Annotated in this window: 13 protein-coding genes and 1 other RNA gene; 8 read left to right on the top strand and 6 right to left on the bottom strand. The window is 52.0% G+C overall.

Features of this window, described 5'->3' with window-relative positions:
- Positions 1-8 precede the first annotated feature (8 nt).
- The 5 genes from rnpB to garP form a co-directional block, all read right to left on the bottom strand.
- Positions 9-385: RNase P RNA component class A (gene rnpB, locus FDX24_RS19555), an RNA gene on the bottom strand.
- Between the two features lie 32 nt (positions 386-417).
- Positions 418-1563 carry a glycerate 2-kinase gene (gene garK, locus FDX24_RS19550; protein WP_137364786.1) on the bottom strand — a complete coding sequence of 382 codons (1146 nt, stop codon included), beginning with the start codon at positions 1561-1563 and terminating at the stop codon, positions 418-420.
- A gap of 65 nt (positions 1564-1628) precedes the next feature.
- Complete coding sequence (gene garR / locus FDX24_RS19545; RefSeq protein ID WP_048213366.1) at positions 1629-2519, bottom strand: 2-hydroxy-3-oxopropionate reductase; 891 nt, start codon at positions 2517-2519, stop codon at positions 1629-1631.
- Positions 2520-2547: 28 nt separating this feature from the next.
- A complete protein-coding gene (garL, locus tag FDX24_RS19540) occupies positions 2548-3318 on the bottom strand; it encodes a 2-dehydro-3-deoxyglucarate aldolase (protein ID WP_048213367.1) in 771 nt (256 codons plus the stop codon).
- 15 nt (positions 3319-3333) lie between these two features.
- Positions 3334-4668: a galactarate/glucarate/glycerate transporter GarP gene (gene garP / locus FDX24_RS19535; protein WP_048213368.1), complete on the bottom strand. Its 1335-nt coding sequence runs from the start codon at positions 4666-4668 to the stop codon at positions 3334-3336.
- A gap of 403 nt (positions 4669-5071) precedes the next feature.
- On the opposite strand from garP, the gene garD reads away from it, so the two are divergent.
- From garD to FDX24_RS19490, 8 genes are all read left to right on the top strand, one after another.
- Positions 5072-6643 (top strand): galactarate dehydratase, encoded by a 1572-nt coding sequence (garD, locus tag FDX24_RS19525; protein WP_137364785.1) that lies wholly within the window; start codon positions 5072-5074, stop codon positions 6641-6643.
- Between the two features lie 180 nt (positions 6644-6823).
- Positions 6824-7678, top strand: a complete 855-nt coding sequence (locus tag FDX24_RS19520; RefSeq protein ID WP_061068670.1) for a tagatose bisphosphate family class II aldolase — start codon at positions 6824-6826, stop codon at positions 7676-7678.
- A 133-nt stretch (positions 7679-7811) separates the two neighbouring features.
- Positions 7812-9083, top strand: coding sequence for a tagatose-bisphosphate aldolase subunit GatZ (gene gatZ / locus FDX24_RS19515; protein WP_061068671.1), 1272 nt, complete (start codon positions 7812-7814; stop codon positions 9081-9083).
- Between the two features lie 14 nt (positions 9084-9097).
- Complete coding sequence (gatA, locus tag FDX24_RS19510) at positions 9098-9562, top strand: PTS galactitol transporter subunit IIA (RefSeq protein WP_048213372.1); 465 nt, start codon at positions 9098-9100, stop codon at positions 9560-9562.
- A 29-nt stretch (positions 9563-9591) separates the two neighbouring features.
- Positions 9592-9876, top strand: coding sequence for a PTS galactitol transporter subunit IIB (gene gatB / locus FDX24_RS19505; RefSeq protein ID WP_003828616.1), 285 nt, complete (start codon positions 9592-9594; stop codon positions 9874-9876).
- A gap of 4 nt (positions 9877-9880) precedes the next feature.
- On the top strand, positions 9881-11254 hold the full coding sequence (locus FDX24_RS19500) for a galactitol-specific PTS transporter subunit IIC (protein ID WP_048213373.1): 1374 nt from the start codon (positions 9881-9883) through the stop codon (positions 11252-11254).
- A gap of 44 nt (positions 11255-11298) precedes the next feature.
- A complete protein-coding gene (gatD, locus tag FDX24_RS19495) occupies positions 11299-12342 on the top strand; it encodes a galactitol-1-phosphate 5-dehydrogenase (protein ID WP_137364784.1) in 1044 nt (347 codons plus the stop codon).
- Between the two features lie 111 nt (positions 12343-12453).
- The gene (locus FDX24_RS19490) at positions 12454-13227 is read left to right on the top strand and encodes a DeoR/GlpR family DNA-binding transcription regulator (RefSeq protein ID WP_048213375.1); all 774 of its coding nucleotides are present in this window, start codon (positions 12454-12456) and stop codon (positions 13225-13227) included.
- A 113-nt stretch (positions 13228-13340) separates the two neighbouring features.
- Here the strand turns inward: FDX24_RS19490 and rsmI are convergent, their stop codons facing one another.
- The gene (gene rsmI, locus FDX24_RS19480; protein WP_003024942.1) at positions 13341-14204 is read right to left on the bottom strand and encodes a 16S rRNA (cytidine(1402)-2'-O)-methyltransferase; all 864 of its coding nucleotides are present in this window, start codon (positions 14202-14204) and stop codon (positions 13341-13343) included.
- Between the last annotated feature and the right edge of the window lie 31 nt (positions 14205-14235).

Below are 14235 nucleotides of genomic sequence, written 5' to 3'. Positions count from 1 at the left end.
TCTATAAAGAGTGAAGCTGACCGATAAGCCGGGTTCTGTCGTGGACAGTCATTCATCTAGGCCAGCAATCGCTCACTGGCTCAAGCAGCCTACCCGGGTTCAGTACGGGCCGTACCTTGTGAACCCCTATTTGGCCTTGCTCCGGGTGGAGTTTACCGTGCCACGGACTGTTACCAGCCGCGCGGTGCGCTCTTACCGCACCCTTTCACCCTTACCTGATCCCACTTACGTGGGCCATCGGCGGTTTGCTCTCTGTTGCACTGGTCGTGGGTTTCCCCCCCAGGCGTTACCTGGCACCCTGCCCTATGGAGCCCGGACTTTCCTCCCCTCCGCCCGTCTCCCCCGAAGAGGACGACGACGAAGCGGCGACTGTCTGGTCAGCTTCGGCGCGCAGTATAGAGGGTTCGTGCGCCTTTGTCACCCCGCACTACGCATTCCGATTGCCAGCGTGGCAGCGATATTCCTTGAAGCGCGGTAAATATTATCCGATGCCCCGCGGAAAGCGTCCTCCAGCGTGCCGATCCGGGTTAATACGCTAAACACCGCATCAATGCCATATTGGTGTACCACGTCCACATCGCGTGTCAGGCTACCGGCAATACCAATTACTGGTTTATGGTACTTCTTCGCGACGCTCGCCACGCCCACCGGCACTTTGCCATGCACACTCTGGCTGTCGATACGCCCCTCTCCGGTCACCACCAGCGTACAATCGTGAATATGTTCTTCCAGATTGAGCGCCTGAGTCACAATCTCGATACCACTGCGCAGCTCCGCGCCTAAAAAAGCCATTAACGCGGCCCCCATTCCACCAGCCGCTCCCGCGCCAGGTACGTCTTTCACATCCACCCTGAGCGATTTTTTAATGATATCGGCATAGTGGGAAAGATTGCGGTCCAGCTCGACAATGTGCTCCTCAGTCGCCCCTTTCTGAGGCCCAAAGATGCGGGATGCGCCAGTATCGCCCGTCAGAGGATTCGTCACATCACAGGCAACACGGATTGAACAGGTTTTTAAGCGCGGATCCAGCCCCGAAATATCGATGGTATTGAGGCAAATCAGGCTACCGCCGCCGTAACCGATTTCAGTACCGTTGGCATCACAGAGTTTTGCTCCCAGTGCCTGCACCATACCCGCGCCGCCGTCATTGGTCGCGCTACCGCCAATGCCGATAATGATACTTTTCGCACCGCTTTCCAGCGCCTGCAAAATCAACTCTCCGGTACCACAAGACGTTGTCACTAATGGATTGCGTTTTTCAGGAGGAACCAACGCCAGGCCGCTGGCTGCAGCCATTTCAATAAACGCGGTTTTACCGTCACCGGACATGCCCCAGCAGGCATTCACTTTTTCACCCAGCGGCCCCGTCACCCACGCGGAATATTCACTCCCTTGCGTGGCGGCAATCATGGCTTCGACCGTTCCTTCGCCGCCGTCGGCCACCGGAACTGAAACATATTGCGCATCGGGAAATATTTCCCGAAATCCTTTTTCTATTGCCTGAGCGACCTCAGTGGCAGATAGACTTTCTTTATAAGAGTCTGGGGCAATTACGATTTTCATAGTTATGTAGCCTGACTGTGCCGCGCAAGGCAAGAAATACAGGGCGCACATCCGCGCCCTTCTTGTTAGCGTGTGACTTCCACTTTCGCCAGTTTTTCGTAGTAGCATGCGAGCGCGCTGTGATCGGCGGTGCCCAGCCCATCTGCACGCAGCGCCTGCATCATCTCCATGACCGCAGCAGTCAGCGGCAACTGCGCGCCGACCCCATGCGAGGTATCCAGTGCGTTCGCCAGATCCTTAATATGCAGATCAATACGGAAGCCTGGCTTGAAGTTGCGGTCCATAACCATCGGCGCTTTCGCGTCCAGTACGGTACTTCCAGCCAAACCGCCCCGGATCGCCTGATACACCAGATCCGGGTTCACACCCGCCTTGGTCGCCAGCGTCAGCGCTTCAGACATCGCCGCAATGTTCAGCGCCACAATCACCTGGTTCGCCAGCTTAGTGACGTTACCCGCGCCAATGTCGCCGGTATGTACCACTGAACCAGCCATCGCTTTCAACAGATCGTAATACTTGTCGAAAATCGCTTTATCGCCGCCGACCATCACCGACAACGTGCCATCAATCGCTTTCGGTTCGCCGCCGCTTACCGGTGCATCCAGCATATCCACGCCTTTCGCTTTCAGCGCGTCGCTGATTTCACGGCTGGCTAACGGCGCGATGGAGCTCATGTCGATAAGCACTGTGCCCGGTTTCGCCCCTTCAATAATTCCGCCTTCACCCAGCGCCACTTCCTTAACATGCGGAGAGTTCGGCAGCATGGTGATGATCACGTCGCACTGTTCAGCAATATCTTTCGCCGTGGCGGCGGTTTCTGCACCAGCGGCAATGACTTGTGCAATGGATTCCGGGTTACGGTCAGCAACCACCAACGAGTAACCTGCCTTGAGGAGGTTTTTACTCATTGGTTTACCCATGATACCGAGGCCAATAAAACCAACTTTCATTGTCATGTCTTTATCTCTCTACTGTCGATGGTGGTTATTTCTTAAAAGAATCAGCCAGTTTCTGCGTGGCTGAACGGAACACGCCAAGGTCGCTGCCAACAGCAACAAAGGTCGCGCCCCACTCCAGATAACGACGCGCATCCGCCTCTACCGGGGCCAGAATTCCGCTTGGTTTGCCATGTGCTTTCGCGCGGGCAAAAATGTGCTGGATAGCTTTCTGCACATCAGGATGTGACGCATTGCCGAGGTGGCCTAGCGCCGCAGCCAGATCGCTTGGGCCGACGAAGACACCGTCTACGCCTTCGGTCGCCGCGATAGCGTCAACGTTATCAACGCCCTGCTGACTTTCGATCTGCACGATGATGGTGATGTTCTTATTCGACTGCGCAAAGTAGTCCGGTACGGTGCCAAACATATTGGCGCGATGGGAGACGGACACGCCGCGAATACCTTCCGGCGGATAGCGGGTCGATGCCACGGCGTTCACCGCCTCTTCTTGTGTCTCAACGAACGGGATCAGGAAGTTGTAAAACCCAATATCCAGCAGGCGCTTGATAATCACCGGCTCGTTGGTCGGTACGCGCACGACTGGCGCGCTGGCGCTACCTTTCAGCGCCATCAATTGCGGGATAAACGTCGAGATATCGTTCGGCGCGTGTTCGCCATCCAGCACCAGCCAGTCAAAACCTGCCAGGCCTAAAACCTCGGTACTGATTGGGTTGGCTAATGCAGACCAGCAGCCAATCTGAATCTGTTGCGCCGCGAGGGCCGCTTTAAACTTATTCGGAAAAATCGTGTTATTCATCGCCTATACCTTTGTTTATTTCTGCAATTCCATACGTTTAATGTCACCGACAATAAACAGGTAGCAAACCATCGCCATCAGCGCCGAGCATCCTACAAACATCAGCGCAGCATTAAATGAGTGCAGCTCGCTCACCAGATAACCAATCACCAGCGGGGTGACGATGGAAGCGACGTTGCCAAATACGTTAAATACCCCCCCGCACAGACCGACGATTTCTTTCGGTGCGGTATCGGAGATCACCGGCCAACCCAGCGCGCCGAAGCCTTTGCCGAAGAACGCCAGCGCCATCAGCGCGACGACCAGGGTGGTGTTATCGGTGTAGTTACACAGAATAATGGTCGACGCGAGCAGCATTCCGAGCACAATCGGCAGCTTACGTGCCAGGGTGATGCTGAAGCCGCGTTTAATCAGATAATCAGAGAACACACCGCCGAGCACGCCACCGGCAAATCCGCACAGCGCAGGAATCGACGCCACCAGACCCACTTTCAGAATCGACATGCCTTTTTCTTGCACCAGGTAGATCGGGAACCAGGTCAGAAAGAACCAGGTGATGGTATTGATAAAATACTGTCCGAAGAACACCCCAAGCATCATGCGATTAGTCAGCAACTGCTTGATATAATGCAGCTTAGGACCGCCAGATGCCGCAGCGCCCGGCTTCTTGTGATCCATATCCACAACCGCGCCGTTGTCAGAGATAAACTTCAGCTCTTCCTGCGACATACGCGGGTGATCGGTTGGGTTATGAATAAACTTTACCCACAGGCCGGTGAGCACAAAACCGATAACGCCCATCACGGTAAAGACGTGCTCCCAACCCCAGGCGAAGGTCAGCCAGCCCAGCAGCGGCGAAAACAGCGCCAGAGAGAAATATTGTGCGGAGTTAAAAATTGCGGATGCGGTACCGCGCTCTTTCGTCGGGAACCAGGCCGCCACAATACGGGCGTTCGCCGGGAAGGACGGCGCTTCCGAGAAGCCCAGCATGAAACGCATGATGAACATTGAAATACCCGCCCAGGCCAGCGGAAACATATCCACGAATCCCTGCAGGAAGGTAAACAGCGACCAGAAAAACAGGCTGTAAGTGTAGACTTTCTTCGAGCCGAATTTATCCAACAGCCAGCCGCCGGGGATTTGCATCAACAGATAAGCCCAGCCGAAGGCGGAGAAAATGTAACCCATTGAGATGGCGCTAAGCTGTAGCTCTTTCGCCACTTCCGTACCGGCAATAGACAACGTCGCACGGTCCGCGTAGTTAACGGCGGTAACAATAAATATTATTAGCAATATTAAGTAACGGGTGTGCGTACCTTTCTTTTTCTCGACAACTGTATCCAGTATCATTCTAATTACCTCGGGTACATAAAAGTTTTTATTATTATTTGGCAGATATCCCTGGTGATAAATTACCGATAATAAAAACGTATAATAATTTATCAGACGCAATGAAACCGTGATTTAGTATAATCAGCAGCGCAACGTTAATCATTGTGCAAGCGCTCATTAAATATGCGTTATTAAATTAATGTTTTGGGCATATGCACACATGCATGGGCGCTAATCCACACATTTACGTATTGCTCCCCCTGCTGGCGCGGTCTTGCTGAGTTTAAGTGATCATTGTCACATTCTTCACGATAAACTCCTGACATTCTTATTTCACGATACCGAATCTTTATTACTGACAATGAGATTCAAAATATAAATATCCACACTATTATCACCACTTGTTGGAGAATACTGGACAATGGCCGACATCGAAATTAGACAAGAATCGCCAACGGCGTTTTATATTAAAGTTCACGAAACAGATAATGTGGCGATAATTGTCAATGACAATGGTCTGAAAGCCGGAACGCGTTTTCCGGACGGACTGGAGCTAATTGAACATATTCCCCAGGGTCATAAAGTGGCGCTCGTGGACATTCCTGTTCACGGCGAAATCGTGCGTTATGGCGAAGTGATAGGCTATGCCGTTCGCGATATCCCCCGCGGTAGTTGGATCGATGAATCGATGGTTGAACTGCCAAAAGCCCCGCCGCTGGAAACATTACCGCTGGCAACCAAAGTCCCGGAACCGCTGCCGCCGCTGGAGGGGTATACCTTCGAAGGGTACCGCAATGCTGACGGCAGCGTCGGCACCAAGAATCTGCTCGGCATCTCCACCAGCGTGCACTGTGTGGCGGGCGTGGTGGACTATGTAGTGAAAATCATTGAGCGCGATCTGCTGCCCAAATATCCGAACGTCGACGGCGTGGTGGGGCTCAATCACTTGTACGGCTGCGGCGTGGCGATCAATGCCCCAGCCGCCATCGTGCCGATTCGTACAATCCACAATATTGCGCTGAACCCGAACTTCGGCGGTGAAGTAATGGTCATCGGCCTTGGCTGCGAAAAACTCCAGCCTGAGCGCCTGCTGGAAGGTACTCACGATGTGAAAAGTATTCCGGTAGACAGCGCCAGTATCGTCAGCCTGCAGGATGAAAAACACGTTGGTTTTAAATCCATGGTAGAAGACATTTTGCAGGTCGCTGAGCGCCACCTGGCAAAGCTCAATCAGCGCCAGCGCGAAACCTGTCCGGCATCTGAACTGGTTGTCGGCATGCAATGCGGCGGCAGCGATGCGTTTTCTGGCGTAACGGCCAACCCGGCGGTAGGTTATGCCTCCGACCTGCTAGTTCGCTGCGGTGCGACCGTGATGTTCTCGGAAGTGACCGAAGTCCGCGATGCGATCCATCTTCTGACCCCACGGGCAGTTAACGAAAAGGTGGGCAAGCGTCTGCTCGAAGAGATGGCCTGGTACGACAACTATCTCGATATGGGAAAAACTGACCGCAGCGCTAACCCCTCTCCGGGTAACAAGAAAGGCGGTCTGGCAAACGTGGTGGAAAAAGCGCTGGGTTCTATTGCCAAGTCAGGCAAGAGCGCGATTGTCGAAGTATTGTCGCCGGGTCAGCGTCCAACCAGGCGCGGCCTGATTTATGCCGCCACCCCGGCAAGCGATTTTGTCTGTGGTACGCAGCAGGTTGCTTCCGGCATTACCGTGCAGGTGTTCACCACCGGTCGCGGTACGCCGTACGGTCTGATGGCCGTGCCGGTGATAAAAATGGCGACGCGAACTGAACTGGCTAATCGTTGGTTTGACCTGATGGACATCAACGCAGGCACCATCGCGACCGGAGAAGAAACCATCGAAGAAGTAGGGTTAAAGCTATTCGAGTTCATTCTCGACGTGGCCAGCGGTCGTAAGAAAACCTTCTCGGATCAGTGGGGATTACATAACCAGCTGGCGGTATTTAACCCTGCACCGGTAACCTGATTTTTCACTGTTTTTTCTTCAGGAGCATGTCTACGGGCATGCTCTTTTTTTTTGGCATAAACTTTCGCAACCCTCCCATTACTTTCGAAACTTTCATTTTTCAGATCGAAATCACAAAAAAACATTACGAAACCCTATACTTTATTTCGAAGAAAGAAATCGAAAGACTTCGGAGGAAGTATGTTTATCATTTCAAGCAAAACGATGCTGAAGAAGGCTCAACAAGAAGGCTACGCCGTCCCCGCGTTTAACATCCACAATCTCGAGACCTTACAGGTTGTCGTGGAAACGGCTGCCGAGCTACGTTCTCCGTTGATCGTCGCCGGAACGCCAGGTACGTTTAGCTACGCTGGTGTAGGTAATATAGTCGCTATCGCCAGCGAGCTGGCCAGAAGCTGGAACCACCCTCTGGCAATTCATCTCGATCACCATGAAAGCGTCAGCGATATTGAAGCGAAAGTCTCCGCAGGGATTCGCTCTGTCATGATCGACGGCTCCCATTTACCGTTTACCGATAACATCGCGTTAGTCAAACGCGTGACGGATTACTGCCACCGCTATGACGTCAGCGTTGAAGCAGAACTGGGACGCCTGGGCGGGCAAGAAGATGATCTGATCGTGGATGGCAAGGATGCACTTTATACCCACCCTGAGCAGGCTCGAGAGTTCGTAGAAAAAACAGGTATCGACTCACTGGCAGTCGCCATTGGCACTGCCCATGGCTTGTACACCGCAGAACCAAAACTGGACTTTGAACGGTTAGCGGAAATTCGTCAATGCGTTGATATTCCTTTAGTTTTACATGGCGCTTCCGGCCTGCCCCCTCAGGATATTAAACGCGCAATCACTCTCGGGATCTGCAAAGTCAACGTCGCTACCGAACTCAAAATCGCCTTTGCTGACGCACTCAAAAACTACCTGAGCGCCCACATCGATGCGAACGATCCACGGCACTACATGGTGCCAGCAAAAACAGCGATGAAAGAGGTGGTACGTAAAGTCATTGCCGACTGCGGCTGCGAAGGAAAGCTGTAAGTCCTTCATTAATTTGAATTGCACGGGTGCTGACAAAGGTTTGTTTTTAAAGCTGGATCACGAAAGATGCTTTTACCCTTTGCCTTCAATCCAAAAATATTATGAAGATAAACAAAAGATATCGGAGATAGAAGTGAAAGAAATAATCTCTCGTCATAAAGCGGGTGAACATTTGGGCATTTGTTCTGTTTGTTCAGCCCATCCGCTGGTGATTGAATCCGCATTACGTTTTGATCTCAATACAGACAGTAAAGTGCTGATCGAAGCGACATCTAATCAGGTAAATCAGTTTGGCGGCTATACCGGGATGAAGCCTGCCGATTTCCGTGACTTTGTGTATAACATTGCAGAACAAGTCGGTTTCCCTCGTGAAAGATTGATTCTCGGGGGCGATCACCTCGGTCCTAACTGCTGGCAAAATGAACCGGCAGCAGAGGCAATGGCGAAATCCGTAGATTTAATTAAAGCTTATGTCGCCGCTGGATTCAGTAAAATCCATCTTGATGCCTCTATGTCCTGTGCTGACGATCCCACACCGCTGGATCCAATGGTTGTCGCCGAGCGCGCCGCTGTGTTATGCCAGGCCGCAGAAGCAACAGCCACTGAAGAACAGAAACGCCAATTAACTTACGTTATAGGGACAGAAGTTCCTGTACCTGGCGGAGAAGCCAGTACTATTGGTACCGTACATGTTACCCGCGAAGAAGATGCTGCCCGTACTCTGGAAACACACCAGGTCGCTTTTCGTGCATTAGGGCTTGAAGAAGCATTAACCCGTGTGATCGCCATTGTCGTCCAGCCAGGCGTAGAGTTTGATCACACACAGATCATTCACTATCAACCACAAGCCGCACAAGCGCTTTCCGCCTGGATCAAAGAGACGCCGATGGTCTACGAGGCGCACTCCACAGATTATCAAACCCGTCAGGCCTATCGTGACCTGGTACGTGACCACTATGCGATTCTGAAAGTCGGTCCCGCGCTGACTTTCGCCCTTCGCGAAGCTATTTTTGCGCTGGCACAAATGGAAAATGAGCTGATCTCTCCGGAACAACGGAGCCGGGTGCTGGAGGTGATTGATGAAGTCATGCTGAATGAGCCGGATTACTGGAAAAAATACTATCGTCCAACCTGGAGCCAGGCGATGGTCGATATTCACTTCAGCTTGTCTGACCGTATTCGCTACTACTGGCCTCATCCGCGCATTCGTCAAAGCGTAGAAAAGTTAATTGCCAACCTGAACGGTGTGGCATTACCGCTGGGGCTAATTAGCCAGTTTATGCCCGTGCAGTTTGAGCGCCTGTCAGAAGGAACGCTCACGGCTACACCACATAATCTGATTATCGACAAAATCCAGGACGTTCTGCGTGCCTATCGCTTTGGCTGCGCGCCAGTTATAGCCTGAAATCTGGAGAATATATGAGCCAACTCTTTGTCCGAACCGGAATTAACTTTAGCTCGTGTCAGCATGCGCTGGTGCACATTGGGGAAGAGATGCTGGCCAAAGGGGTCGTGCATGAAAGCTACCCGCAGGCCCTGATTGAGCGTGAAGCAACCTTTCCAACTGGAATCGCGCTGGAACATCATGCCGTTGCGATCCCGCACTGTGAAGCCGTTCATGCGAAATCGCCAGCTATCTATCTGATTCGCCCAGAGACGCCTGTCAACTTTCAGCAGGCAGATGATGATGAAGAGATAGCGGTCTCTTTAATTATTGCCTTAATCGTTGAGAACCCGACGGCGCAGCTGAAGCTCCTGCGTCGTCTGTTTAGTGAGCTGCAAAACCCGAACACCATTGAAGCATTATTGAATGCGCCAGATGCTGAACTGGCAATGCTCTTTCGGGAAAAAATCCTTGAGTCTGAGCCTTGCGCCCAGGCTTGATAAAAAACTGATAATAAAAGGAATACCCTATGAAACGTAAAGTAATTGTGGCTTGTGGCGGTGCTGTAGCAACTTCAACAATGGCAGCAGAAGAAATTAAAGAACTGTGTGAAGCCAACAATATTCAACTCGACCTGGTTCAGTGCCGGGTAACGGAAATCGAAACCTATATGGATGGAGCAGATCTTATCTGTACCACCGCCCGTGTTGACCGTACTTTTGGCGATATCCCTGTGGTCCACGGCATGCCTTTTGTTTCAGGCGTAGGTATCGAAGCGTTGCAGCAAAAAATACTGACTATCCTCGTGGGGTAACGCCATGTTTAGCGAAATAATGCGTTATATCCTCGATTTAGGTCCAACGGTTATGTTGCCGCTCGTGATCATCATCTTCTCAAAACTATTGGGGATGAAGCTCGGGGATTGTTTTAAATCTGGTCTGCATATTGGGATCGGCTTCGTCGGCATTGGTCTGGTTATTGGCCTGATGCTGGATTCTATCGGGCCTGCCGCAAAAGCAATGGCGGAGCAGTTTCAAATCAACCTGCATGTCATTGATGTTGGTTGGCCGGGTTCATCACCAATGACCTGGGCTTCGCAAATTGCGCTAATTGCGATTCCTGTCGCCATTGGTGTGAATATCCTGATGCTGGTTACCCGCATGACCCGCGTGGTGAACGTCGACATCTGGAATATCTGGCATATGACGTTTACCGGCGCCATGTTACATCTGGCGACGGGCTCATACTGGTTAGGCATCCTGGGCGTTGTCGTTCACGCCGCATTTGTCTACAAACTTGGCGACTGGTTTGCGAAAGACACGCGCGACTTTTTCGGTCTCGAAGGTATTGCCATCCCACACGGCTCATCAGCCTATCTGGGGCCAATAGCGGTCCTGGTTGATACGATCATTGAAAAAATCCCGGGCCTGAATCGCATTCATTTCAGTGCAGATGATGTACAGAAACGCTTCGGTCCTTTTGGTGAGCCAGTCACCGTCGGTTTTGTTATGGGCTTAGTGATCGGCTTGTTAGCCGGGTATGACATCAAAGCAGTATTGCAACTGGCGGTAAAAACTGCTGCCGTCATGCTGCTCATGCCGCGCGTCATTAAACCGATTATGGATGGCTTAACACCTATCGCGAAGCATGCCCGCAAACGCCTGCAGGCGAAATTTGGCGGTCAGGAGTTCTTAATTGGTCTGGATCCCGCATTGCTGCTCGGCCATACGTCGGTGGTTTCCGCCAGCCTGATCTTTATTCCGCTGACCATTCTGATTGCCGTCCTGGTCCCAGGTAATCAGGTTCTGCCCTTCGGCGATCTCGCCACCATTGGTTTCTTTGTTGCCATGGCGGTAGCCGTTCATCAGGGAAATCTGTTCCGCACGCTGATCTCTGGCGTCATCATCATGGGCATCACCTTGTGGATCGCCACCCAGACCATCGGCTTACACACTCAGCTTGCCGCCAACGCCGGGGCACTGAAAGCAGGTGGAATGGTCGCCTCTCTGGACCAGGGGGGCTCGCCGATCACCTGGTTACTGATTCAGCTCTTTACCTGGCAAAACGTCGTGGCGTTTGCAGTTATTGCCATCATTTACTTCGCAGGTGTGCTATTGACCTGGCGCCGGGCACGTAATTTCGTCGCCGCCGAAAAAGCAGCCGCTATCTCAGAAAGCCAGCCCACATCTTAATTTCTGGGGAGCATTTGCTCCCCTTCACATTTCTGGAGACTCTTATGAAATCAGTGGTTATTCACGCTGAGGGAGACGTACGCGTTGAAGAACGTCCCATGCCCCAACTGCAAGCCGATAACGATGTATTGGTCAGGGTGGTTAGTTCAGGACTTTGCGGTTCTGATATCCCGCGTATTTTCTCTCATGGTGCGCATTATTACCCAATAACGCTGGGTCATGAATTTAGCGGTTATGTTGAATCCTACGGCACTGGCGTTACTGATATGCAACCAGGCGACGCCGTTGCCTGTGTGCCGCTGCTCCCCTGCTTCCACTGTCCTCAGTGTGAGCGTGGTTACTTTTCGTTGTGTAAGCAGTATCAGTTTGTCGGTTCACGTAGCGAAGGCGGCAACGCAGAATATGTGGTGGTGAAACGCGCTAATCTGTTCCGCCTGCCTTCAGATATGCCGATTGAAGATGGCGCGTTCATTGAACCCATCACCGTCGGCCTGCATGCGTTTCATTTGGCGCAGGGTTGTGAAGGTAAAAACGTGATTATTGTGGGCGCGGGTACTATCGGTTTACTGGCACTGCAATGCGCCCGCGAACTCGGCGCCAAAAGCATCACGGCAATTGATATCAACCCACAAAAATTGACGTTAGCGAAAGAGTTGGGAGCCACTCACGTATTCAATAGCCGGGAGATGGCCGCGGCGGAAATCTATTCTGCACTGGCCGATATGCAGTTCGATCAGCTTGTACTGGAGACAGCAGGAACACCACAAACCGTAGCCCTGTCTGTAGAAATTGCAGGCCCTCGCGCACAGGTAGCGTTAGTGGGTACATTGCATCAGGACCTGACGCTGACTTCCAGTGTATTTGGCCAAATACTGCGTAAGGAATTAACGATTCTCGGCAGTTGGATGAACTACTCCAGCCCATGGCCAGGAGAGGAGTGGGAAACCGCTGCACGCTTGCTGACCGAAAAACGTTTACAGCTGGAGCCGTTAATTGCCCATAGCGGCGATGCTGACAGTTTTGCCAAAGCGGTAACATCACTCAATGGCGCACCGATGCAGGGAAAAATTCTGCTCAAATTTGCCTGACCTCACGAGCCAGCAACCTGCGCTGGCTCACATTTCCTTTCGAAATTTAGCGTTCACCTTTCGCAATCCTTCGATTAAACTAGTGATAGTTAAATTATCAGGTAAATCAATATGAACTCATTTGAGAGAAGGAACAAAATTGTCGACCTGATTAATACGCAAGGCAGCGTGCTGGTAATGGACCTTTCGAATACCTTTGGTATTTCTGAAGTGACTATTCGCGCCGACCTGCGGTTATTAGAGGAGAAAGGTCTTGTCACCCGTTTTCACGGCGGAGCGGCAAAACCAGGAAGCCACCTGGCTGAAGGCGACAATCAGGAAGTGATATTGGAAGAGCGGTATCAACTTGCCAGCGATCCGAAAAAAAGGATCGCCCAGGCCGCGACCGCAATGGTCGAAGAAGGCATGACCGTCATTCTCGATAGCGGAAGCACCACCTTGCTTATCGCGGAGGCGTTAAACCGAAAAAGTAATATCACCGTTATTACCAATAGCCTACCCGCCGCATTCACGTTGTCGGAAAACAAAGACATTACGCTGGTCGTCTGCGGTGGAACCGTGCGCCATAAAACGCATTCAATGCATGGCACTATCGCTGAACGTTCCCTACAAGGGATCAGCGCTGACCTGATGTTTGTGGGTGCCGATGGGATTGATGCCACAAATGGCATTACGACATTTAACGAAGGCTACTCCATTAGCAGCGTCATGGCAGCTGCCGCACATAAGGTCATCGCGGTGCTGGACGCGACAAAGTTCAATCGCCGTGGCTTTAATCAGGTATTGCCGATGGAGAAGATTAATTGCGTGATAACCGACGATAGCATCAGCAAGCAGGACAAATCAGCGCTGGCTAAAACAGGCGTTGAGTTACTGATCGTTTAGTTTTTTACCCGCCACATCCCGCTTTTCTTCGCACCAACGCGTTGCAACTTTCCTTTTTGCTGCAACGCTTTCAGCGCGTTCTTCCGACAAGCTGGCGATTAATCCAGCCTCTCTTACTCTCCCTGCTGTTCCAGCGCGTGTTTGTACAGCGCATTCTTTTTCACGCCGTGGATTTCAGCAGCCAGCGCGGCGGCCTTTTTCAGCGGCAGTTCGGCCTGCAGCAGCGCCAGGGTTCGCAGCGCATCGGCAGGCAGATCGTCTTCTTGCGCTTTATGCCCTTCAACAATCAGCACCATTTCGCCTTTGCGACGATTTTCATCTTCCTTGACCCACGCCAGCAGCTCGCCAACCGGTGCGCCGTGAATGGTTTCCCAGGTTTTGGTCAGCTCGCGCGCCAGTACCACGTAACGGGATTCGCCCCAAACGGCAACCATGTCTTCCAGGCTATCCAGCAAGCGATGGGTAGATTCATAAAAAATAAGCGTACGCGGCTCTGCCTCAATGGCTTTCATCGCATCACGACGCCCTTTCGATTTGGCCGGCAGAAAACCTTCATAGCAAAAGCGGTCTGAAGGCAGACCAGCAGCACTCAGCGCGGCAATCGCCGCGCAAGGGCCCGGCAGAGGAACAACGCGGATCCCCGCTTCGCGACAGGTGCGCACCAGATGGTAACCAGGATCGTTAATCAGCGGCGTTCCGGCATCGGAAACCAGCGCAATGTTTTGCCCTTCTTTGAGTTTCGCCACCAGCGTTTCCGCTTTTTGTTGCTCATTGTGATCGTGTAACGCAAACAAACGGGCGTTAATCGCGAAGTGTTGTAACAATAATCCGGTATGACGGGTGTCTTCAGCGGCAATCAAATCAACGGCTTGTAAAACTTCGAGCGCTCGTTGGGTAATATCAGCCAAATTTCCTATAGGAGTAGGTACAATAAAGAGTTGGCCTTGAGAATTATCCGCCGATTCGTGTTGTTTCATTGTGTCGTCCGTATTGCCGATTTAATATTGA

The sequence above is a fragment of the Citrobacter sp. wls716 genome (genome assembly GCF_005280975.1).
Lineage (GTDB): Bacteria > Pseudomonadota > Gammaproteobacteria > Enterobacterales > Enterobacteriaceae > Citrobacter > Citrobacter youngae.
This window is presented reverse-complemented; position numbering and strand designations above follow the sequence as displayed.

What these genes read in the sequence shown, in the direction of transcription:
- garK (WP_137364786.1), bottom strand. Translation starts at nt 1,563, where the DNA reads ATGAAAATCGTAATTGCCCCAGACTCTTATAAAGAAAGTCTATCTGCC.
- garR (WP_048213366.1), bottom strand. Translation starts at nt 2,519, where the DNA reads ATGACAATGAAAGTTGGTTTTATTGGCCTCGGTATCATGGGTAAACCA.
- garL (WP_048213367.1), bottom strand. Translation starts at nt 3,318, where the DNA reads ATGAATAACACGATTTTTCCGAATAAGTTTAAAGCGGCCCTCGCGGCG.
- garP (WP_048213368.1), bottom strand. Translation starts at nt 4,668, where the DNA reads ATGATACTGGATACAGTTGTCGAGAAAAAGAAAGGTACGCACACCCGT.
- garD (WP_137364785.1), top strand. Translation starts at nt 5,072, where the DNA reads ATGGCCGACATCGAAATTAGACAAGAATCGCCAACGGCGTTTTATATT.
- FDX24_RS19520 (WP_061068670.1), top strand. Translation starts at nt 6,824, where the DNA reads ATGTTTATCATTTCAAGCAAAACGATGCTGAAGAAGGCTCAACAAGAA.
- gatA (WP_048213372.1), top strand. Translation starts at nt 9,098, where the DNA reads ATGAGCCAACTCTTTGTCCGAACCGGAATTAACTTTAGCTCGTGTCAG.
- gatB (WP_003828616.1), top strand. Translation starts at nt 9,592, where the DNA reads ATGAAACGTAAAGTAATTGTGGCTTGTGGCGGTGCTGTAGCAACTTCA.
- FDX24_RS19500 (WP_048213373.1), top strand. Translation starts at nt 9,881, where the DNA reads ATGTTTAGCGAAATAATGCGTTATATCCTCGATTTAGGTCCAACGGTT.
- gatD (WP_137364784.1), top strand. Translation starts at nt 11,299, where the DNA reads ATGAAATCAGTGGTTATTCACGCTGAGGGAGACGTACGCGTTGAAGAA.
- FDX24_RS19490 (WP_048213375.1), top strand. Translation starts at nt 12,454, where the DNA reads ATGAACTCATTTGAGAGAAGGAACAAAATTGTCGACCTGATTAATACG.
- rsmI (WP_003024942.1), bottom strand. Translation starts at nt 14,204, where the DNA reads ATGAAACAACACGAATCGGCGGATAATTCTCAAGGCCAACTCTTTATT.